Consider the following 20,428-nt stretch of genomic DNA (forward strand, 5'->3'; position numbering starts at 1 on the left):
CGAGTCAGCGATTCGTGAGTTAAAACGTGGTTTTCATCGTCAGGTACAGAGCGCCACGGTCTTCGGTAGTGGCTCCGCCACCGGAAAAGGCTGAGTAGCCCCCGCCATAACAGGCGTAGTTTTCGTTACCGCTGAAGGCATTCGGAGTCGAGCCGTCGCCGCTGCCGGCATTGGCTGCGCCGGTGCTCGAACCGCTGTTGTCACACTTGTCGGACTTGCCGAAGGAATCGACGTACTTGAGGTCGACAAAGTATTTGTTGTACGCCACGGCGCCGACGCCCACGGCGTAGTTGCCGGTGTCCTTGGCGCCGCCGCCGGAGACAGGCGATACACCGTCCAGCCCGACGTTGACCGACAGCGGCATGTTGAGGTCGACCCCCGGGAACACCTGGTACCAGGTGGGCGTGAAGTTGACGGCAAGACCCCAGTTGTCGCGGGTCGGCGCATCAATTCCGCGATAGCTGCCGTTGCCCTTGTACAGCGCTTCGTTTTTGTCATCGAGCTTGAGCAGGTTGCTGTAGTACAGCTCGGCGAGCAGGTTGGCCGAGTCGAACAGCGGGGTTTTCGGCAGGCTCATCAGACCGTTGAGGGTCCAGTGCAAGGTGTCACCGGTGGCGCTCATGCTGTCGCCCCGGCTCGGGGTGTCATAGACCACACCGGTGGCCGCAGTACGGGCCGGCAACAGGCCAAGGCCGGCGCCCAGGCCCAGCGGCCCCGAAGAACTGACAATCGCCGGAATACTCGCCAGCGGCATGTTGTGGCGGATGTTCAGGTCCGAACCCACGCTCACCCCGCCCACATCCTTGGACAGACTCAGGCCGAACACCTGGATGTTGTCGGCATAGGCCATTTGGTAGGTACTGGTGCTCAACGAGTTGAGGGTGTTGACCACGGCCGGCACTTGCCCGGCTGGACGGGTGCCGTTGGGGTTGGCCGAGGTCAACCCGGTGGCGTTCAACCAAGCTTGCGGCAGGATGTCCGAGGTGTTGCGGTAGTAGGCGCCGAGGGTCCCGTCCAGCCAGGCCGGAGACCATTTGGCCATCACCCCCCAGTCACCGCTGCTGCCCGGCGTCAGGTCATGCCCGCGACGCACGTTGGTCAACCCGTTGCACGGTGCCAGGCCACAGCCCAGCGGGCTGCCCGGGACCACGGAGTTGGTGTTGCCGAGCAGGAACGATTGCGCGCCGAAACCCACCAGGTCGGAACCGCCATAGTAGGTGCCGGCTTCCGGCAAGCGGGCGGCGTCCCAATCGAGGAAGTACTGCGCGCCGACGGTCAGTTCCGGGTTCACGGTGAACGACATCGACAGCTGGTTACGCGGAACGAACAGCTCCTTGGCCTCAGTGCCCGGCGACGCCGACAGTTTGGCCAGGTCCAGGCCCGACTGGCCGTAGCTGACCGAGTGCACCGGGTTGAGCAGGGTTTCGCCCCAGAATACGTTGTGTTGGCCGGCCTTGACGCTGAGCAACGACTCTTCGCCCACCTCGGTGCTGTAGAACACGAAGGCGTCGAGGATTTCCCCGGACGGTCCGGTGTAGTAACGCTGGGCGTAGTTGCTCAGGTGCGGGCTGCCGTTGCCGACATTGTCGCCGGTGACGCCCGCCAGGCGCGGGTCATTGGCCACCAGGCCGGAGCGTGCATCGTTGCCGTTGACGAACGGATTGGAGTTCGAGCCAACGTTTTCATAGGCCTTGTCGTACCAGCTGGCGGCGCTGACCCGAAAGCCCATGCTGTTCTTGTAGACCACGTCCATCTCGGTCAACAGGTCGATCCGGTTGCTGATGTTGGTACCGGCCTTGCGAAAGTTGTAGTCGCCATCGTTGTTGTTGGGCGTCGCCAACATGCGTTTGTCGGCACTTTCAGTGCGCACCCCGTAGTTGTACTTGACGGTGTTGTCCAGACGCGCGGTCCAGTCCGGGTTCCCCGTATCGAGCTCGAAACCGTGGGCGACCGGCATGCTGGCGGCGAGGATGGCTGAGGCCAGCAAGGTGTAACGCGATGGGGTGAAGCCGTGACTCTTATTGTTGTGCATTAACGTGTCTCCGCCTTTTTGTAGTTGTTTTAAGCGCAGCCGCCCTCTCGTCACCCCTTGTTCCAGGGGTTGACGCTGATCAGCAATGAGGGCCTTGGCCGGTTGACTCGGGGTCTTGCGGTGCCTGAACTAACGATCCAGTTCCTGGATCAGGGTGTAGGCCTGTGGCCAGGGGCCGAAGCCCGCAGCCGGGTTGAGATGCCCGACGGCGCCGACGTTGCGCAGTTCGGCGCCCCAGCCCTGGGCCATGCGTTGCACGGCCTGGAGGCTGGCCAGGTGATCATTGGTGCTGGCGGCTACCAGGCTGCGAAACGGCAGCGGGCCATTGGGTAGCGGGTCCCAGCCTTGGGTGCGCAAGGTTTCGGGGGACGGATAGCCTTGCGGCCAGGCGGCATCGAGGTCCGGTGGTGCGACCAACAGGGCGCCCTTGATCGCGCGGGTGTGGCGGGCGGCCCAGTGCGCAACCATCAGCACACCGGCACTGTGGGCCACCAGGATCACCGGCCCGTCGATCTGCTCCAGCGCGTGCTGGATCGCCTCGACGCGCTTGGCGCAGTCCAGTTTGTCGGTGGTCAGTGGGGGAACGCTGCGCACCTTGCAAAGTTGCTCGGCAAGCAACGTTTGCCAATGCTCGGCAACGTGGTCGCGCAAGCCCGGTACGATCAAAACGGTTGCGGCAGTCTGCAGTTTATCCACTTCAACACCTACGCTTTCTCGATGACTCGACTGGCTCTATCGCCAGAAGCTTTTTGTAGTGCTGACATTAAAGAGCGCCTACCCCCGACGCTTTTCATTGGACGTCAGTGACTTTTCTTTTGATGACAAATTTGCCGCCAGGGCGACGGCACGACCGTTGGTCACAAAACTCGACAGATGCGCGCCAGGCCACTGTAATCAAGGGGTGGACGCCGATGGCGGGTGTCAGCGTACCTGCCCCGGGGCACAATCGGCGGCAGACTATTGCTGACTTCAAAACTGTTCAATTGATCAGGTGCTGGATATAGTCGCCCCGCTCGCTTCCATCGCAATCGGCTCAGGAAAGACTTCCGCATGACCAAGCTTGTTCGCGCCGCCGTCTTGACCAACTACCTGGAAGTCACCCAGTACCTAGGGTTCAACCCACGCGATGTGATGGCCGGGGTCGGCCTCAGCCGCGCCCAGTTGCTCGCCCCGGAACAGCGCATCCCGATCGATGCCGCCGTGCGCCTGCTGGAAGACTCGGCTGCGGCCAGTGGCTGCCAGAGCTTCGGCCTGAGCATGGCCGAGTCGCGCCAGCTTTCGGACTTCGGCGTGGTCAGCCTGCTGCTCAGCCACCAGCGGACCTTGCGCGATGCCCTGCAAGTGGTGGTGCACTATCGCCACCTGATGAACGATTCGCTGGCGATTTTCATCGAAGAAGCCGGCAAGATGGTGCTCATTCGCGAAGAAGTGGTCACCGAGACACCCATGCCTTCGCGCCAGGCCACCGAGCTGGCGATCGGGGTGATGTTCCGCCTGTGCGCCGCCCTGCTGGGCAGCCATTGGCACCCCTACAGCGTCAACTTCACCCACCAGCCTCCCGACAACCTGCAACTGCATCGGCGGCTGTTCGGCTGCACCCTGGAGTTCGGCAGCGAGTTCAACGGAATTGTGTGTTCCGACGCCAGCCTCGACATGACCAACCCCCATGCCGACCCGGCCATGGCCCGCTACGCCCAGAGCTACCTCGATTCGTTGCTGAGCCACGAGGGCGCCTCGATGTTGTTCGAGGTGCGCAAGGCGATCTATCTGTTGCTACCCATGGGCCGCGCGACCATCGAGCAGATCGCCCAGACCCAGGGCATGAACGTACGCACCCTGCAGCGCCGGCTCAAGGAAGATGGCTGCGCCTTCAACGACCTGATCAACGAGGTCCGGCGCGACCTGGTGCTGCGTTACCTGGACAACCCGAACTACTCCCTGGGACGCATCGCCGACATGCTCGGCTACTCCATGGCCAGTTCCTTCACCCGCTGGTTCATCACCCAATTCGGCATGCCCCCGGCGGCATGGCGCAGCGCGCAAAAGCAGGGCAACAAACTGCCGACCGACCTCCCCGGAGAACTGTAGGCGCCGGCACGGGCTGAGTACGCTCTGGACCGTCATCGCGGGCAAGCCCACTCCCACAGGTATGAGCCGCCGTGGGAGCGGGCTTGCCCGCGATGGGGCCAGCACAGCCAACATAGTTGGATATCTGGGCAAAAAAAAGCGGCAACCGCTGGCACAGTCACCGCCGAAACAACCGACGCTTGTGGCACCGGTCGAGAGCTTTGCGCAGGCGTTACAACCCCCAGTGCAGCAACAACAGCACCAACACCACCAGGAACACCGTCTCCCCCACCATCAGCAGGATCGGCTTGATCCCCACCGCAGCCAGCTCCTTGAGCTGGGTCTTCATCCCCAGGGCACTGATAGACACCACCAGGCACCAGCGTGACAGCTCGTTGACCGTGCCCTGCACCACCGGGGCGACCCAGCCGGTGCTGTTGATACAGGCCAGCAACAGGAAGCCCACGGCAAACCAGGGCAACAACGGCGGGCGCTTGCCCGTGGGGTCGGCGCCTTGCATGCGGGTGACCATGGCCGCACAGACGATCACCGGCAGGAGCATGGCCACGCGCATCAACTTGATCACCGTGGCGGTATCCCCCGTCTCGGTCGACATGCTGTAGCCGGCCCCTACCACCTGGGCGACATCGTGGATGGTTGCCCCCAGGAACACCCCGGCCACTTGCGGCGACAACTCCAGCCAATTGGCGATCATCGGGTACAGGATCATCGCCAGGGTCGACAACGCCGAGACGCCGATCACCGTGAACAGCGTGGCCCGTTCTTTCTGCGGGTGGTTAGGCAAGGCCGCCGCCAGCGCCAGGGCCGCCGAGGCGCCGCAGATTGCGGTGGCGCCGCCGGTGAGCATGCCGAACAGGCGCTGGAACCCCAGGGCCTTGGCGGCGATTACCGAGACACCGATGGTCACCACCACCAGAATCACCACCAGGGCCACCGGTTTCCAGCCCAGCGCGGCAATCTGTTCCAGGGTGATGCGCATGCCCAGCAAGGCCACGCCAATGCGCAACACGGTACGGGCGGTGAACTCGATGCCGGCCTTGCAGGTTCCTTCACCCGCAAGAAAGTTCAGGGCCATGCCCAGCAGCAAGGCAAACAGCATGACCGGCGCACCGTAGTGCTCGGACAGGAACGACGCCGCCGCGGCGACGATCAGGCTGACCACAAACCCCGGCGCCAGCTCGCGGGTGCGGCTATGAATTCGGGTAAGGGCGATGGCGCTCATGGCGCGGACTCCTCGCAAGGGAAAACGATGAATGCCCGGCCGTCGATGACCTCGACCGGATACTGGGCCACCTTGAGTGCGGTGGAATTGAGCAGGTAGCCCGTGCGCAGATCGAAGCGCAGGCCGTGGGCGCAGCATTGAATCACCCGCCCCTCAAGGCGCCCGCCACACAACGACGCGCCCTGATGGGGACAGCTGTCGTCAATCACCAGCAGCTCGCCGTCGACGTTGAACAGCGCCAGGCTTTTACCCTCCAGTTCCAGCAGTGCGCGAGCGCCTGCCTGCGGGAATTTTCCGGCAGGCACAGGGACCCGCCGGCTCATGCCGGCTGCCGCTCACGCGCGCTTTCCAGCAGGGCTTCGTGCATCGCGCCCAGCAGGGCTTCGGCCGGCTGCGCGCCGACCACCGTCAGTCGGCCATCGAACTGAAAACACGGCACACCGCTGGCGGCGCCGGCGCCATTGCCGACAAACGCCTGGCCATCGCCACGCAGACAGTCCTCGACCGCCGCGGCCTCGAATCCGCAGTCCTGGGCGATGGCCAGCAGGGTCTGCCGGCATCCCAGGTCTTTACCCTGCTGGAAGTAGGCGCCATAAAAGCGCTCCAGCAAGGCATCACGCTGCGCTGGCGAGCCCAGTTGACTGGCCCGTTCCAGCAAACGGTGGGCATCGGCGGTATTGGGCATGGTCGCGATGCGGCTGAAATCGATGTCCACCCCCACCGCCTCCGCCGCCTGCTTGACCTGGGCCTGGCGTTGGCTGACGGCTTCGGCACTGCCCAGGCGGTGGCTGTAGAACTCGGCGAAGGGCTGCCCGCCGACCGGCATGTGGGGCAACAGTTGCACGCCGTGCCACTGAACAATGACTTGCACCTCGGGTTGCTGGCTGAGCAGCAGCGCCCGGGCCCGCTCCAGCTGGCGCTTGCCGATCAGGCACCAGGGGCAGATGAAATCGAAAAACACATCAATCTGTAAACGAGCACTCACACTTTCACCTCTACAACCGCATGGCCAACCGAATCGTCGACCTGTTCGCCCTGAAGCCGGGCAATATCCTTGTGGTAGTGACACTTGGCGTAAAAGAACACCGCCGCCGCCGCGATGCTCACCAGTGGCACCAGTTGAAACGCCGCCTGCAGGCCGATCACATCCGACACCTTGCCGGTGATGAATGGCCCCGGGGCCAGGCCGAGCAAGTTGTTGGCCAGGGTCAATGTGGCAAAGGCCGTACCGTGCACCGAGTAATGGGTCAGGTTGGCAACCATGGCCCCGGCAGGACCGGTCGTCCCGGCCGCAATCAACATCCCCAGGCAGATCAGCAGCAACTGGGCAGGACCCGGCGGCAAGGCGAACGCCGCCGACAGCAGCAGGCAACTGCCCAGGCAATAGGCGATGGCCAGGGACACCTTGCGTTGCGCCGATTGCCGGCACAGGCGATCGCTGAGCATGCCGCACAGGATCATCCCGGCGCCGCTGCACAACACGATGATCGCCGCGACGCCACCGGCCTTGTCGGTGGCCATGTCGTAGTAACGGTTGAGGTAGCTGGGCATCCACACAATCACCGTGCCGCCGACGAACAATTGCAAGCCACTGCCGATATAGGCAGCAATCACCGACGGGCTGGAGCACAGGGTGCGCAGCGGCCGCTTGACCGCCGCGGCGACCTTGTTCGCTGCCTGGTTAGCCCGTTGCGGCGCAATGCGTGCCTCCTTGACGATGATCGGGTACAGCACCGCCAGCACCAGGCCAAACAACGCCATGCCGGCAAACGACCAGCGCCAGCCCAGCTTGGCCGCAATGGCACCGCCCAGGGCCATGCCCAGCACCGAACCAAACATGCCGCCGGCCATGAACGCACTGGCCAGGGTGGCACGCAGGTGCTTGGGAAACACCGAGATCACCACGGCGATCCCCACGCTGCCGTAGGCCGCCTCGCCCACGCCCACCATGAAGCGGGCAATGAACATCTGCTGGTAGTCCTGGGCCAACGCGCAACCCAGGGTTGCCAGGCTCCACAACAGCGCCATCAACGCCAGGCTCTTGACCCGACCGAAGCGGTCCGCCATCAGCGACAATGGGAATGTCAGCAAGCCGACCATCAGCGCCACAATACCGCTGAGCAGACCCAACTGGCCGTCACTCAGGGCCCACTCGCCCTTGAGCATCGGGAAGACCGCGTTAAGCACCTGGCGCGACATGTAATCGGAAATCAACAGGCCGAACGTCAGGGCAAAGACGATCCAGGCATATTTGCGCGCAACACCGACACCACTGGCGTCGTCATCGTCTGCGGCAATGGGATGAAAGGCCATTCAGCCTCCTCGAAACATTGTTGTAATTGTTGTTATCGAGCTTGTAGCAACGCAGCGCGGGGGAAGCCTTGGACTTCCCCCGCGTCAACGATCAGCCGCGTTGCGGCACACCTTTCTCGCCCACCTTGCGGTTGGGGGCCATGCCATTGGCCAACAGGGTTTCTTCAATACTCTGGTACTGCACACCGATGCGGTAGATCTCGCGGGCCTCTTTGCCGCTGGCGATCTCGCGCCCCAGCTCATGAGCGATGCGCACGGTCTGCTGAATCTGCGCAACCGAGCTGAAACGATCACCCTTGTGATCAATGATAGTGTCTTCATTGCCCACGCGCGGGTGCAGCCCCATCGCCATCGACATGGTGTTGAACGGCATGACGTTCTTGAGCAGCGATTCGGAAGTCAGGGTGCAACCGTCCGGCGCGCGGTGGATGAAGTTGAAGAAGTTGAATGGATTCGGGCCGTCAAAGCCGCCGCCGATGCCGATCCAGGTCAGGTTCAACGGCCCCATGTAGATACCCCTGCGCACCAGGCGCTCCAGGGATTCCAGGGCGTGCATGCCGGTCAGCTGGAAGTGCGGCTGCACACCGGCGGCGGTCAGGCGGCGCAAGTGTTCGGCAACCCAGGCCGGGCCGGCCGGTACGGTCATTTCGCTGTACGCGGCCTGGATGCCCGGGTTGGCCAGGGAAGTGCCCTCCAGGTACTCCGGATACAGCAGTTCCATAATGTTCATCTGGGTGGTGTTGATCGCCACCGTGACCTGGTCGGGCTTGGGCGTCAGTTCAGCCAGCATGTGCCGGGTGTCGTCCGACAGCCACTTGGCCGCCTCGCCATCGCTTTCCGGGGCGAAGGAAATCGAGCCGCCGACCTGGATGATCATGTCCGGCACGGCTTCCCGTACGCCGGCAATCAGTTCGTTGAACTTGGACAGGCGCTTGGAACCCTTGCCGTCCAGTTCACGCACATGCATGTGCAGGACCGTGGCACCTGCCTCATAGCAATCGACCGCTTTCTGCACCTGTTCATCCATGGTCAGGGGGATGTCTTCCGGGAAGTCTTCGGGCATCCACTCCGGGCCGTAAGGGGCCACGGTGATGACCACCTTCTCCATGGTTTCCGGGTGCAGGGAATCGTCAAAAAATTGCATGAGTTACTCCTTTTATTATGGTTGTTCGCGCACCCGGGATCGTGCCGGGCAGCGCTTGTACGAGTGCGAATGCCGTTGCGGTGTTTCAGTAAGTCTTGTCGCCGATGATCCCGGCCCGCTCCATCTTGCGATGGCACGGCGGGTAGTCCATGACGGCGTAATGCTGGGTGCTGCGGTTGTCCCAGATCGCGATGCTGTTGGGCTGCCAGCGCCAGCGCACCTGGAACTCGGGGATATGGGCCTGGCTGATCAGGTAACGCAGCAGTTCGCTGGCCCCCGGGTTGGCGTCCTGGCCGAAACGCACCCGATCCGGGGTGTGGTAGTTGCTGAAGTGGGTGGTAAAGGCGTTGACGAACAGCACCTTTTCCAAGGTTTCCGGATGGGTCCGTACGACCGGGTGCTCGGCATCGGGGTACATGGCCTTGAGCGCCAGGCGTTTTTCGATGGGCATGGCGGCACCGAAACTCGCTTCGATACTGTGGCGTGCACGCAGCCCGGCAATCTTCAGCTTCACGTCTTCCGGCAGCCGCGCGTAGGCCTCCACCATGTTCGCCCACATGGTGTCGCCCCCCACCGGCGGGCACTCCACGCAGCGCAACACGCACCCCATGGGAGGGGCTTCACGCCAGGTGGCGTCGGTGTGCCAGGCGTTTTCGTAACGGTCCATCGGCTGGTCGGGATTCTTGTAGATGCGCACCAGGCCCGGGTGGTCCGGGTCGCTGCCGGCCACCGGGTGGTCCTCCAGCTCGCCGAAACGGCGGGCGAAGGCCACGTGCTCGGCGCGGCTGATGTCCTGATTGCGCAGAAACACCACCCGATGCTTGAGCAACTGGGCACGAATCTCCGCAAAAAGACCGTCGTCGTGGACCGCATCGGCGAGGTTCACGCCGATCAGTTCCGCGCCGATGTTGCAGGTCAATTGTTCGACTCTCATGGCAGGCGGCCCCCTTAGATGACGAAAATCGACGAGCCCGTGGTCTTGCGTGACTCCAGGTCCCGATGGGCCTGGACGGCGTCCTGCAAGGCGTAGTGCTGGTTGATCTCGATCTTGATCTTGCCGCTGCCGACCAGGTCGAACAGCTCACCGGCCAGGGCGGCCTTCTCTGCCGGGTCCGAGATGTAGTCCGCCAGCGCCGGGCGGGTCATGAACAACGAGCCCTTGATCGCCAGCAGCACTGGGTCGAATGGCGGGATCGGCCCCGAAGCGGTACCGACGCACACCAGCAGGCCACGGCGCTTGAGGGAATCGAGGGAGCCCATGAATGTGTTTTTGCCAACGCTGTCGAACACCACGTTGACCCCTACCCCATCGGTCAATTCACGCACCCGCAGGGCAACGTCTTCGTGGCTGTAGTTGATCACGTGGTCGCAACCGTGAGCGCGGGCGACTTCGGCCTTGGCCTCGGTCGACACCGTACCGATCACGGTCAGGCCCAGCAGCTTGGCCCATTGCGAAACGATCAGGCCCACGCCACCGGCGGCGGCGTGCAGCAGAATGCTGTCACCGGGTTTGAAGTCGTAGATGCGGCGCATCAGGTACGACGCCGTCAGGCCACGCATGGTCATCGCGGCGGCGGTTTCGAAGCTGATGGTTTCCGGCAGCTTGATCAGCGGCGCGGCCGGGATCAGGCGCTCGGTGCTGTAGGCCCCCAGGGTGTTGAGAAAGCCGGTGTAGGTGACACGATCGCCAACCTGGACGTTTGTGACGCCTTCACCAATAGCCTGGACCACCCCGGAAGCTTCCACGCCCATGCCATTGGGCATCGGGATCGGGTAGGTGCCGTTGCGAAAGTAGGTGTCGGCATAGTTCAGGCCGACCGCCACATGACGAAGACGAACCTGGCCGGGACCGGGTTCGCCGACTTCGACCTCTTCATAGCGAAGGACTTCGGGACCACCGGTTTCGTAAAAGCGGACGGCTCTGGCCATGTTTTCTTATTCTCCATTGCAAGATTGGCGTGCGGCATCGAATTGTGCTGATTGGACTGTAGGACTCAGCCTGCGGCACCGCTTCTCATCAGACGACAATGGCTTTTCATTTCGTGACAACCGAGCGCGCCTGATCAACGGCTCCAAGGTGCCGTGGATGACTTATCCCTGGGCTCTGGGTACCCTCTTTCAGCCAAATCCCAACCTCCTCTAGACGAGCGTGCGATGAAATCCCCTTCGGGCCTGCTGCTGTCAGGCATCGTGCTGGACCGAGCCAGCTCTATCGCGCTGTACCGCCAGCTGTATTTACAGATCCGCAAGCAAATCCTCAGCGGCCGGATCCAGGGCGGCGTGCGGTTGCCGTCGACCCGTACCCTGAGCAAGGAGCTGGGGGTGTCACGCATTACCCTGCTCAACGCCTTCGACCAATTGATCGCCGAGGGTTTCCTCGCCTCGCGCACCGGGGCGGGCACCTATGTCGGCACCGAGTGGGAGAGCCGCGGCAGCAGCGACCCCGACGCCCTGCCCCAGCCGCCGCGCCTGTCCGACCTCAGCCACTCGGTATTGTCCTTGCGCAGCAGCCATTTCCAGGGCATCAGCTATGCCGATTGGGCACCTGGCAGCCCCACCTCGTTCCTGCCCAGTCACAGCGCCTACGACGCATTTCCCCAGGCGGTGTGGAAGCGCCTGATGAACCGGCACCTGCACAAACCGAGCAAGGCCATGCTCGGCTATGGCGAACTGCAAGGTGTGCAGGCCCTGCGTACGGCGATCGCGCAGTACGTGTTCGATGCCCGGGGGATTGACTGCAGTACCGAGCAGGTGGTGATCGTTTCTGGCGCCCAGCAAGCCTTCAACCTGCTGGGCATGCTCCTGCTCAACCCCCAGGACCGGGTGTGGATGGAGGATCCGGGGCATATCGCCGCGCGCATCGCCCTGCAGGCCCAGGGTGGCCACGTGGTGCCCTTGCCCATCGACGATCAGGGCATCGACGTCCAGCACGGCCTGGCCTGCTGCCCTGACGCCCGCCTGGTGTTTACCACCCCCTCGCGCCAGCACCCCCTGGGGGTGACCATGAGCTACGCCCGCCGCCAGGAACTCATCGACTGGGCCGAGCACCAGCAGAGCTGGATCATCGAGGACGACTGCGACAGCGAGTTCCGCTACCACGGTCGTCCCCTGCCGGCCCTCTATGCCATGGACCAGGGGGCACGGGTGATCTATGTCGGCACGTTCAGCAAGGTGTTGTTTCCCTCCCTGCGGCTGGGCTACGTGATTCTGCCCCAGGCCCTGATCGCGCCGTTTTGCACCCTGCGCGCGGTCATGGATCGCAGCCCTCCGACGTTGCTGCAGGCCGTGACGGCCGACTTCATGGTCGAGGGCCACTTTCTCGGCCATATCCGCCGCATGCGCGCGCTGTACCAGGCTCGTCAGCAGGCGCTGGTCGAGCAATTGCAACAACAGCTGGGGGGCTTTTTCCAGGTCACGCCCGTGGACGCCGGCATGCACCTGATCGCCTGGTTGCCAGCGCAGCTGGATGACCAGTTCATCGCCCGGGAGCTGACGCTGCGTCATATCTACACCTATGCCCTGAGCGACTACTGCATCGAACATCGCCGGCCACCGGCCCTGCTGATCGGTTTTGCCAGCACTCCCGAGGACCAGGCACCGCAGCGCGTCGCGGCGCTCGCCCTGGCCTTGCGCGACATGGGGTGCCTGCCAGCAGCGGGCTGAGGCCTGGCAAGTGGTCTTATGATTTAACCGATAATGGATCTATCGAGAGTTCCTGACTGGCGCGATAAAGGTTGCGCCGGTAGACCCGGTGTCTGAACCAGGAACCACTCGAATGAACAATAAGATCCAACAACGCTTCAACACCTTGCTCAGCCACAAGGGCGGCGCTGCCCAAGCGCCCGCGACGCTGACTGCAGCACTGGCGCAACGGTTGCTCGAACGCCTGGACCAACTGCGCCTGTTTGCCCATGCCTATCCCCTACTGACCAACCTGACTCACGGCCGTGTCACCCCCGCCGACCTGCTGGACTTCGCCTATCGTCACGAACTGCAGGGCCTGAGCCTGCACCTGCTGGACGGTGAGGCCAATAGCCTGAGCCAGATGAGCGCCCCACAGTTGCAAGCCTTTGCGGACAAGTCCAGGGCCCTGGGCCTGGACGTGCACCTGGAGATCAGCAGCACCCGCAAACCGGATGTCGATCAGGTGGTCGCCATTGCCCGCGCCCTGGGGGTACGCAACATCCGCGTGTACTCACGCTACGAAGGCGCACTGTCGCAAGTCATGGACCTGATCGAGTCCGACCTGCACTACCTCGCGCAACAGGCCGAGACCCATGACCTGTACTTCGATTTCGAGCAACACGAAGAACTCAAGAGCGCCGAGATCGCCCAACTGCTCAGCCGCCTCAACCACCCTCGGCTGCATGCCCTGTTCGACTTCGGCAACATGATCAATGCCTGTGAACAGCCCCTGCAGGCCCTGCAAAACCTCGCACCGCACATCCGTCAGGTCCATCTCAAGGGCGTGCGCATCGTCCCCGAGCACAGCGGTTTTGGTCATTACGGCGTGCTGCAAGGCAGCGCCGAAGACGACTTGCCCAGTGCCCGCATGCTGTTCGAGCTGCTGATGCTGGGCGAATCCAGTCCCCAGGTGATCGCCTTCATCCTCGAACAGGAAAACCACTACGTAGCCCCGGCGTTCCGCCAGTCCAACGAAACCGCCGACCCGTTCATTGCCTACCGGGAAATGAGTGATACGCCGTTACCCGCCGGCTACTCCCTGGAGCGGATGCTGGCCGATGAACACCGCTGGGCCAACAACCAGGTCGCTTATGTGCGTGGCCTGCTGGCCGAGTTGCGCACCCTGGCCGAATTGACCCTGGCTCCCTGCACAGCCGCCTGAACCTGACGCGACACCCTGAAGACGCTTGGAGAATAACAATGACAACTCGTGACAAGGCCAAATGGCTCAGATTCCTGATCCTGATCCTCGGTGGCGGCACCATCTACAAACTGGCGAACCTCAAGGACGCCTTCTACATCCCCATGCAAGAGTTCATGGGCTTGACCCACACTGAAATCGGCTTGCTGCTCAGCGCCAACGCGATCATCGCGACCGCGCTGTTTGTGGTCGGCGGAATGCTGGCCGACCGTTATGACACACGCAAGCTGATTCCCCTGGGCTTGCTGGGGACCGGTGGCCTGGGCCTGTACCTGGCGACCTTCCCGCCCTTCAGCAACCTGCTGATTGTCTTCAGCCTGCTGGCGGTGTGCGCCGACTGCCTGTTCTGGCCGTCACTGCTCAAGGCCATACGCAACCTGGGGGACGACCAGGAACAAGGACGCCTGTTCGGGCTGCTGGAGGGCGGCCGGGGCGTGGTCGATACCCTGGTGGCTTTTTCTGCCCTGGGGGTCTTCGTCGCCATGGGTTCGGGTGAAACCGGGTTGAAATCGGCGATCCTGTTCTACTCGGTGATCGACATCCTGGCCGGGACACTGACCTGGTTCCTGCTCAAGGGCGGCACCACGTCGACCACCGTGCAGGCGAAAAACGGCCTGTCGAACCTGATGCAAGCGATTAAGGTCCCGGGGATCTGGCTGGTCAGCCTCAACGTGTTCATGGTCTACATCGTGTACTGCGGCCTGACCTACTTCATTCCCTACCTCAAGGACATGTACCAGTTGCCAGTGGCGCTGGTGGGCGCCTACGGCATCATTAACCAGTACTGCCTGAAGATCCTCGGCGGGCCAGCCGGTGGTTTTATTGCCGACAAGCAGTTCAAGAGCACCAGTCGCTACCTGAAATGGGCTTTCCTGGCGCTGCTGCCGTTGATGGGCGTGATCATGCTGATACCCAAAAGCCCGAGCTACATCTACGCCGGCATGGCCGCCACCCTATCCTTCGCGCTGATCGTATTTTCCATGCGCGGGGTGTTCTGGGCCCCCATGGGCGAAGTCGGCATTCCCCAGCACATCACCGGTTCAGCCTTTGGCATCGGCTGCCTGATCGGTTACGCGCCGGGTATGTTCGCCTACGTCATCTACGGCGCGATTCTCGACCATTTCCCGGGCGAGCAAGGCTACAACTATGTGTTCAGCCTGATGAGCCTGCTGGCCGTTGTGGGCTTCCTGGTCTCCAGCCTGCTGTACCAGGCCGTGCGCAAGAACGCCCGGGACACCGCTGGGGCTGACGTCGCACACGCCTGATCCGGCGAGTCTCTAGGCTCCGATAAACAACGGCACTCGTCGCTCCAGCATGGCGCGGGTGCCTTCGGCAAAGTCGGCACTGACGATCTGCCATTCGTGCTTCCCTCCTTCGCGGCCCAAGGCCTGGTCGAATTGTTCGGCCAGGCCTTGGCGTACCGCTTCGGCACCAGCTGTGGTCCTGCCGCGCGACAAACCAAAGTCGTAATGAATCCCTGGCCGAGTGAAGTGGACCGAGAGCCGCGCCGAGTGACGGGGTCCCCGCGAATCCCCAATCAACTTCGGATGGCGCTCACCCTGTCACTCCTGCGAGGCCAGCGCATTTGTAGCGGGCTTTTATGAGTGTGGTACGTACTATGTATTTACATACCAATTAAGCAAAACTGCACGCCGCTTAAATCGCTGTTTGTAAGATGGAATAATTGAGCGTTATCGCATCTTAAATCTATTTTCGCCGGTAAAACCCGGCAGCCTCGCTGTACTGCGCCGTAGACAACGTCAGGAGGTGTGAGAATCGCCGGTCTCGACAGAGGCTGCTGCGCAGGCTCCCGACGCAGGTAGCAGGCGAATCTCCACACGGCGGTTGGCGGCCCGTCCAGCCTCGGTCCGGTCACTGGCAAGTGGATGGTTCGCCCCATACCCCTGAACCGCCAGGCAACTGTCCGGGATGTCGCCCAAACGTTGCATCCAGCTACGCACGGCCGATGCCCGGGCTTGTGACAATTGCAGGTTGTGCTCGGCACTGCCCGTGGCGTCACTGTGCCCGATGATCACGATCAGCCAGTCAGGCCGAGGTTTGAACACCTCCAGGGCCTTTAGCAGTGAGTTGCTCGCTTCAGGCTTGAGCTCAGCGCTACCGGCATCGAACAAGCCTTGCAGACGCAATGGTTCTAGCCTGGGTTGTGCCTGATGGCTGTTGTTGACCCAGTAATATCGGCCTTCACTGTCAGCCGCCAGGCGCCAGCCACTGTTCCAGGCCAACCCGCACGCCAGGAGGAGCGTGGCGACCAGTGCCAGTAGCCAAGGCGTGCGTCGAGTACGGCGGGGTTCCCGGCTCGGTAGTGCCGGTGGCTGGCTCAGGATCACCACTGGCAAGCGTCGCTCCGGTTCCGCCTGGGGCATCCAGATCCCGTACGGCGTCGGGTCGGGCAATACGTTGCGTTGCAGGCGCTGCATCAGGTTATGCACCTGCTGACGCAGTGTCTGCAAGGTCACCAGAGGCGCCGACACCTGGTGTTCCAGGCGTTGCACGAGGCGCGCCAGTTGCCCATCCAAATCAACCAGTGCAGGCAAGTCTCGGGTATCGAGTACCAGACTGCGCAGCAATGGCGGCAACTGACTGAACAGCCAGGCGAGAATATCCAGGCGGGCCGCCGCCATTGGCGGCCACAGGTTCAGCCACTGCTCTGACAGCGTCGCTACCAGTTCAAGGCCTTGTCCCATGCCTTCCAGGCCATGGCGATGGCTTCGGGCCAAGGCAAAGGCGGCGACGGTTTGCAGTTCCGCGCCGTTCTTTTGAAATAGCGTCAGGCACAACTGCTCGACCAGCGCCCAGTCCACATCGGGGCGCGCCGGATGGCTGAGCTTGGCCAGTTCATCGCGCAGCACCAGGAACTCGGCAAAACCGCGCGGATCGTTGCCCACGCGCACATGCATTTCAAACAACCCGGTCATCGGAGGTCCTTATGGTTGGAGGTATCACACCAGTGACTGCTGGCGCTTCAAGTGGCGCACCAGCACCTTGCCTTCGGGGGCCAGGGTGGTGCCGAAGGCGACCCGCGCGCCGCCCTTGAGTTGCAGGTCAAGGGCATAGTCCAGATGGCCGGGTAACACCTGCGGCAACAGTTCAATGTTCAACGCGGCCAGGCGAGGTTCGTACTTGAGCAGCGTAGCGGCCATGGTCCGTATCAGTTCCTGCGCGGTGGCCGGCAGCCCCTGCAGGATCAGCCCCATGTCCGGCAGACCGTAGTCCGGCAGATGGTCCAGAGTGCCGGCGCGGCTGTTGAGGATGCGTTGCAGGTTGTCGAGTACCGACAGGATCGCTTGGTCCTCTTCGTTGACGCGCTGCAGATCCAGCTCGCCATCGAAGTTCTGCAGGAGTATTTCGTAGAGCGAAGGTGGGTTAGCCATGCCTCAGTCCTTCGCCAGCGGACGCAGGCTCAGCCGGTTGTCCGCCAGTTCGATGACCCGGGCTCGGTCCGGATCCAGATCGTCACGCCTCAGGACCAGGCGCCAGGTCGCGGCCTGTGTATCCGGCTCGCGAAATAGCGCGGCCACTGCGATAAATTGCGCGTCTTTATCCAGCGCCACGCTCAATTGCGCGCCCTCCCCGGGCTTTACCACCAGAGCCTGTTCATGCAGCAGGTCGGCCTGCAGCGCGCGGGTCCCCTCGTCAACCAGCGCGGCGTAGGTCGTGCGGTCCAGCGCATCACGGCTGCGCAATTGGTAGACGCGCACCAGGGTTGATGTTGCCAGCGCATTCATTTCATCCGCTGCGGTGTTGATCGACGCGCGAGCAGTGAAGTCCAGGTGCAGGGTTTTCACTTGCTTGTAGAAAATTGCCCGCGCGGTGGCGCTGCTAGTATCCGATATCGCCTGGGTCATTGCGCAACCGCTCAGCGACGCACCCAGCGCCGCCAGCATCAATGCATTAAACAGGGTACGCGACATGCTGTGCCTCTCTGAGTTGGGGGTTGATGTGCAGGCCTTGATATCGACCCAAGTTGATCGTGATGCTCGCGTGCTGCGCAGCGGCCTTGGCCGAACTGCCCAGCCCCAGCATGGCGGTCTTGCCCAGCAGCACTTCGGCGCTGCCAAGCAGTGGCGGTGGCAGGCTGCGCACCGGTAACGACAACTGCAGGCGTGCGGTGCACCGCCAACCCAGGTAGACCCGCAGCAACACCAACAGGTCGCTGTGCAAGCGGCCGCCCGGCAACCAGCCCCGGGCCTGGACTGCATCGTCGGTAAACAGCGCCAGGTGCATCTGGCTATTGACGTCTTGCCCGGCACGCCCCAGTGGCGTGCCCTGGGACAGACACACCGGACGGCCTGCACATAGACTGGCCGGCTGGACCAACGGCACTTTCTGCGGCCAATGCGGCGTCACGCGGGCCTGGGTATCGGGTGCCAGCAGTTTGACCAGGGCGACTACGCCTTCAGCGTTGCGGGTTGGCAGCCGCATGACACTGAGCAGCGCCAGGAAGCGTGAAATGGGGGTGGCGATCTGTTGCGCGGTACCGGGAATCCCTAACCCGATCAGGCCCAGCAGGCATTGCGAAGTGGCATCGCTGCCGCCGCTTTCGAACGTCGCTGGGTAGGAGTACTTGCGCCAGATGCGGTAGAACTGGGTAAAGATCCGGTGGTTGAAGATGTCGAGGAAGGCTTCCAGCGCCTCATGCCCCTCCCGTCGCTGGGCAATGTCGTCGAGAAAACTCGTCGGCATTGGCGAGTCGACACCGTACAGGCCCAGTAGGCGGGTGCGGACCGTCGCCGGGCCATTAGGATCGGTCGCGCAAGGTTCGATGGCCTTGAGCTCACTGGCGGGGAATCCCATGCCAGGGTCCGGGCGAAAGCGCACCGGGTCATCCGCCGGCCGTGTGGTGCTGCCCAGCGGCGGGTGATTGGGCAGTGCTTGCTCCAGCAACTGACAGAAGCGGTACAAATTGGCCTCGGCTACCTGCCCCTGCAATGCTTCCAGCAGACCGGAGGCTTTCAGCCGGGAATACGCTGACTGTGGTTCTCGTTCCATCGCAGGCACTTTCCAGTAGGTTGCAGGATCAGCGTGAGCTGGTTGAACAAATGAATATCGGCATACACGGCAAAAAATCGGTGCAGCATTTCGCCGAACAGGCTGATGTCGCCCTCACCGCAAAAACCATTGGCATCCAGGGTGACTTCGATATCCACCCCACGCAGCAGGAAGCCTTTTTCGAAACGCTGGATCAGGTGGTGGCGGACTTCGATGATGGCCGCCAGACGCCGTCGATTCAGCTCACTTCCCGTCCAGTCGTACAGCGCCAGAGTGCCGCGCAGCACTTCGGCGCTGTCGAGCATGGGTAGGAAATTGGAGCCCAGGTGACTGAGCACGCGCCAATGAAAACGATCACGGTTCGGCGGGTAGCACGGCATGGTCGGCGCACACAGATTGCGCACCCGCAGACCGACTTGGGTCGATTGCACCAGGGTATCGAGGGAGGTACTTTGCAAGGCCTTGCGCGGCAACTGCCCGTGGGTGCCGGTCAGGCGCAATGACAAGCTCTCGCGATTTTCCAGTTGATCGGCGTCGAAACCTTCGCCGCCAAGAATCAGCCAGGTGTCATGCCGGCCGTTGGCGCCGCGTTTCAAGCGCGTATGGAAATAGCGCTCCGGGGCTTCGTCACGCAGCATGCCACCCTTGTGCCGAAAGCTGCTGAAAGGTACGTAGTCGTGGCGGGCACCCTGCCGGGTGGACGAGACCCGATCCACTGAGTAAATCTCGGTGTGACCGTCCTGCAATCGCATTGGCCGCAGCAGGTAATCGGTTTGCAAGGGCGCCAGATTCAGCGGATCGGCTTCCAGCGCAAACAGGTTGATCACCGGCACCGCATGCAAGCGCAGGTGTTCGGCGCTCAGGGCAAACGCCTGCGGCCAGGCTTCACGCAGTACCACCTCGAGTTCGAAGCCACTGGTACCGGGAGGAACGTGCACGTGCTCGAGACCACAGAGCGTGACGAACATGAACTTCTCGCGAAAGGTGAAATATTCCAGCAGCAACTGATAACCGCTGAAGGCGCTGTCGCCCTTGGGCCACAAGCGATCCTCGTCGGCGAAGCCCTTGGCCGCGAAGTGCCCGTCCAATGCCTCGCGTTCTGCGCCGGGCCAACGCACATACAGCGCCTGAGCGTTCAGGGTCAGTGCCTGGTGCAGCGCGCTGGCCAGCGGCGCGTCGGCATTGAGGTACAGCGGCAAGCGACTGAGGTCGACCTGGCTCCAGTCCGCCAAGGCACCACAGGCAAAACCCAGGCGCAGCACCGAACGTCCGTCCGGTTCGTACGCCAGACGCAGGGATTGCAGGGCCAATGGCTGCAGCGTCAGGTCTTCGGTGGTGGTGTAGCTGCAGCGGGTACGCTGTGGCCCGATGGGTTGCGACAGCACGCCAAACCCCTTGGCGAGCACTTCGCTGCCCTTCATCTGTGCATACTCCGGGAGCAGCTCGACGACCGACAACGAGGGAATCGTGCGCAGGTAATGCGGCCACAGCAGGCTGACCAGTCCCTCCGTCAATTCCGGCAGGTCATCGTCGAGCTTTTCCCTGAGCCGCCCCATAAGGAAAGCAAAACCCTCGAACAGTCGTTCCACGTAAGGGTCTTGTGCCCCTGGTTTGTCGAGGTTAAGTTGGGCCGCCCGGTCCGGGAAGGCCTGCGCGAACTCCTTGCCCGCTTCGCGCAAGTAGCGCATCTCGGCGTCGAAGTAACGCAATGTCAGATTTTCCATGTGTTGAGCA

Annotated in this window: 19 protein-coding genes; 4 read left to right on the forward strand and 15 right to left on the reverse strand. The window is 62.7% G+C overall.

Annotated elements, in window-relative coordinates; translation table 11 throughout:
- Window positions 1-19: 19 nt before the first annotated feature.
- Together H7995_RS03185 and H7995_RS03190 are read right to left on the reverse strand one after the other, a co-directional pair.
- Window positions 20-2,032: a DUF1302 domain-containing protein gene (locus H7995_RS03185; protein ID WP_182340337.1), complete on the reverse strand. Its 2,013-nt coding sequence runs from the start codon at window positions 2,030-2,032 to the stop codon at window positions 20-22.
- A gap of 129 nt (window positions 2,033-2,161) precedes the next feature.
- Entirely contained in the window at window positions 2,162-2,728 is a 567-nt protein-coding gene (locus H7995_RS03190; RefSeq protein WP_166590973.1) for an RBBP9/YdeN family alpha/beta hydrolase, read from the reverse strand.
- Between the two features lie 354 nt (window positions 2,729-3,082).
- Here H7995_RS03190 and H7995_RS03195 point away from each other — a divergent pair, with 354 nt between their 5' ends.
- Window positions 3,083-4,120, forward strand: a complete 1,038-nt coding sequence (locus H7995_RS03195; protein WP_166590972.1) for an AraC family transcriptional regulator — start codon at window positions 3,083-3,085, stop codon at window positions 4,118-4,120.
- A 211-nt stretch (window positions 4,121-4,331) separates the two neighbouring features.
- Here H7995_RS03195 and H7995_RS03200 read toward each other — a convergent pair whose 3' ends face one another.
- The 7 genes from H7995_RS03200 to H7995_RS03230 all read right to left on the reverse strand — a co-directional run bounded on the left by H7995_RS03200 (window position 4,332) and on the right by H7995_RS03230 (window position 10,728).
- A complete protein-coding gene (locus tag H7995_RS03200; protein ID WP_166590971.1) occupies window positions 4,332-5,342 on the reverse strand; it encodes a YeiH family protein in 1,011 nt (336 codons plus the stop codon).
- Window positions 5,339-5,665, reverse strand: coding sequence for a Rieske (2Fe-2S) protein (locus tag H7995_RS03205; protein WP_166590970.1), 327 nt, complete (start codon window positions 5,663-5,665; stop codon window positions 5,339-5,341). The genes H7995_RS03200 and H7995_RS03205 overlap by 4 nt, the downstream gene beginning before the upstream one ends.
- Window positions 5,662-6,327 (reverse strand): DsbA family oxidoreductase, encoded by a 666-nt coding sequence (locus tag H7995_RS03210; RefSeq protein ID WP_185817975.1) that lies wholly within the window; start codon window positions 6,325-6,327, stop codon window positions 5,662-5,664. Before H7995_RS03210 ends, H7995_RS03205 begins: the two co-directional genes overlap by 4 nt.
- Window positions 6,324-7,655, reverse strand: a complete 1,332-nt coding sequence (locus H7995_RS03215; protein ID WP_166590968.1) for an MFS transporter — start codon at window positions 7,653-7,655, stop codon at window positions 6,324-6,326. Before H7995_RS03215 ends, H7995_RS03210 begins: the two co-directional genes overlap by 4 nt.
- A 91-nt stretch (window positions 7,656-7,746) precedes the next feature.
- A complete protein-coding gene (locus H7995_RS03220; RefSeq protein WP_166590967.1) occupies window positions 7,747-8,799 on the reverse strand; it encodes a beta-keto acid cleavage family enzyme in 1,053 nt (350 codons plus the stop codon).
- 85 nt (window positions 8,800-8,884) lie between these two features.
- Entirely contained in the window at window positions 8,885-9,733 is an 849-nt protein-coding gene (locus H7995_RS03225; protein WP_166590966.1) for a TauD/TfdA dioxygenase family protein, read from the reverse strand.
- A gap of 14 nt (window positions 9,734-9,747) precedes the next feature.
- Window positions 9,748-10,728 carry a quinone oxidoreductase family protein gene (locus H7995_RS03230; protein WP_166590965.1) on the reverse strand — a complete coding sequence of 327 codons (981 nt, stop codon included), beginning with the start codon at window positions 10,726-10,728 and terminating at the stop codon, window positions 9,748-9,750.
- A 225-nt stretch (window positions 10,729-10,953) separates the two neighbouring features.
- Here H7995_RS03230 and pdxR point away from each other — a divergent pair, with 225 nt between their 5' ends.
- The 3 genes from pdxR to H7995_RS03245 all read left to right on the forward strand — a co-directional run bounded on the left by pdxR (window position 10,954) and on the right by H7995_RS03245 (window position 14,949).
- Window positions 10,954-12,462, forward strand: coding sequence for a MocR-like pyridoxine biosynthesis transcription factor PdxR (gene pdxR, locus H7995_RS03235; RefSeq protein ID WP_185817976.1), 1,509 nt, complete (start codon window positions 10,954-10,956; stop codon window positions 12,460-12,462).
- Between the two features lie 112 nt (window positions 12,463-12,574).
- Window positions 12,575-13,645, forward strand: a complete 1,071-nt coding sequence (locus H7995_RS03240) for a sugar phosphate isomerase/epimerase family protein (protein ID WP_185817977.1) — start codon at window positions 12,575-12,577, stop codon at window positions 13,643-13,645.
- Window positions 13,646-13,683: 38 nt separating this feature from the next.
- Window positions 13,684-14,949, forward strand: coding sequence for an MFS transporter (locus H7995_RS03245; RefSeq protein ID WP_185817978.1), 1,266 nt, complete (start codon window positions 13,684-13,686; stop codon window positions 14,947-14,949).
- 12 nt (window positions 14,950-14,961) lie between these two features.
- Here H7995_RS03245 and H7995_RS03250 read toward each other — a convergent pair whose 3' ends face one another.
- The 6 genes from H7995_RS03250 to tssF all read right to left on the reverse strand — a co-directional run bounded on the left by H7995_RS03250 (window position 14,962) and on the right by tssF (window position 20,418).
- Window positions 14,962-15,141: a hypothetical protein gene (locus H7995_RS03250; RefSeq protein WP_185817979.1), complete on the reverse strand. Its 180-nt coding sequence runs from the start codon at window positions 15,139-15,141 to the stop codon at window positions 14,962-14,964.
- A gap of 303 nt (window positions 15,142-15,444) precedes the next feature.
- Window positions 15,445-16,620 (reverse strand): OmpA family protein, encoded by a 1,176-nt coding sequence (locus tag H7995_RS03255; RefSeq protein ID WP_185817980.1) that lies wholly within the window; start codon window positions 16,618-16,620, stop codon window positions 15,445-15,447.
- A 24-nt stretch (window positions 16,621-16,644) separates the two neighbouring features.
- Complete coding sequence (tssE, locus tag H7995_RS03260) at window positions 16,645-17,076, reverse strand: type VI secretion system baseplate subunit TssE (RefSeq protein ID WP_166590963.1); 432 nt, start codon at window positions 17,074-17,076, stop codon at window positions 16,645-16,647.
- A gap of 3 nt (window positions 17,077-17,079) precedes the next feature.
- Window positions 17,080-17,616 (reverse strand): type VI secretion system lipoprotein TssJ, encoded by a 537-nt coding sequence (tssJ, locus tag H7995_RS03265; RefSeq protein WP_166590962.1) that lies wholly within the window; start codon window positions 17,614-17,616, stop codon window positions 17,080-17,082.
- Window positions 17,597-18,694: a type VI secretion system baseplate subunit TssG gene (tssG, locus tag H7995_RS03270; RefSeq protein WP_166590961.1), complete on the reverse strand. Its 1,098-nt coding sequence runs from the start codon at window positions 18,692-18,694 to the stop codon at window positions 17,597-17,599. Before tssG ends, tssJ begins: the two co-directional genes overlap by 20 nt.
- The gene (tssF, locus tag H7995_RS03275) at window positions 18,658-20,418 is read right to left on the reverse strand and encodes a type VI secretion system baseplate subunit TssF (RefSeq protein WP_166590960.1); all 1,761 of its coding nucleotides are present in this window, start codon (window positions 20,416-20,418) and stop codon (window positions 18,658-18,660) included. The genes tssG and tssF overlap by 37 nt, the downstream gene beginning before the upstream one ends.
- Window positions 20,419-20,428: the final 10 nt, after the last annotated feature.

It is taken from the genome of Pseudomonas kielensis (assembly GCF_014236655.1).
GTDB lineage: Bacteria > Pseudomonadota > Gammaproteobacteria > Pseudomonadales > Pseudomonadaceae > Aquipseudomonas > Aquipseudomonas kielensis.

Excerpts from the sequence above, each read along its gene's own strand:
- H7995_RS03225 (WP_166590966.1), bottom strand. The coding sequence starts at position 9,733 with ATGAGAGTCGAACAATTGACCTGCAACATCGGCGCGGAACTGATCGGC.
- H7995_RS03220 (WP_166590967.1), bottom strand. The coding sequence starts at position 8,799 with ATGCAATTTTTTGACGATTCCCTGCACCCGGAAACCATGGAGAAGGTG.
- H7995_RS03200 (WP_166590971.1), bottom strand. The coding sequence starts at position 5,342 with ATGAGCGCCATCGCCCTTACCCGAATTCATAGCCGCACCCGCGAGCTG.
- tssF (WP_166590960.1), bottom strand. The coding sequence starts at position 20,418 with ATGGAAAATCTGACATTGCGTTACTTCGACGCCGAGATGCGCTACTTG.
- tssG (WP_166590961.1), bottom strand. The coding sequence starts at position 18,694 with ATGGAACGAGAACCACAGTCAGCGTATTCCCGGCTGAAAGCCTCCGGT.
- tssE (WP_166590963.1), bottom strand. The coding sequence starts at position 17,076 with ATGGCTAACCCACCTTCGCTCTACGAAATACTCCTGCAGAACTTCGAT.
- H7995_RS03230 (WP_166590965.1), bottom strand. The coding sequence starts at position 10,728 with ATGGCCAGAGCCGTCCGCTTTTACGAAACCGGTGGTCCCGAAGTCCTT.
- H7995_RS03215 (WP_166590968.1), bottom strand. The coding sequence starts at position 7,655 with ATGGCCTTTCATCCCATTGCCGCAGACGATGACGACGCCAGTGGTGTC.
- H7995_RS03195 (WP_166590972.1), top strand. The coding sequence starts at position 3,083 with ATGACCAAGCTTGTTCGCGCCGCCGTCTTGACCAACTACCTGGAAGTC.
- H7995_RS03245 (WP_185817978.1), top strand. The coding sequence starts at position 13,684 with ATGACAACTCGTGACAAGGCCAAATGGCTCAGATTCCTGATCCTGATC.
- H7995_RS03185 (WP_182340337.1), bottom strand. The coding sequence starts at position 2,032 with ATGCACAACAATAAGAGTCACGGCTTCACCCCATCGCGTTACACCTTG.
- H7995_RS03255 (WP_185817980.1), bottom strand. The coding sequence starts at position 16,620 with ATGACCGGGTTGTTTGAAATGCATGTGCGCGTGGGCAACGATCCGCGC.
- H7995_RS03240 (WP_185817977.1), top strand. The coding sequence starts at position 12,575 with ATGAACAATAAGATCCAACAACGCTTCAACACCTTGCTCAGCCACAAG.
- tssJ (WP_166590962.1), bottom strand. The coding sequence starts at position 17,616 with ATGTCGCGTACCCTGTTTAATGCATTGATGCTGGCGGCGCTGGGTGCG.
- pdxR (WP_185817976.1), top strand. The coding sequence starts at position 10,954 with ATGAAATCCCCTTCGGGCCTGCTGCTGTCAGGCATCGTGCTGGACCGA.
- H7995_RS03205 (WP_166590970.1), bottom strand. The coding sequence starts at position 5,665 with ATGAGCCGGCGGGTCCCTGTGCCTGCCGGAAAATTCCCGCAGGCAGGC.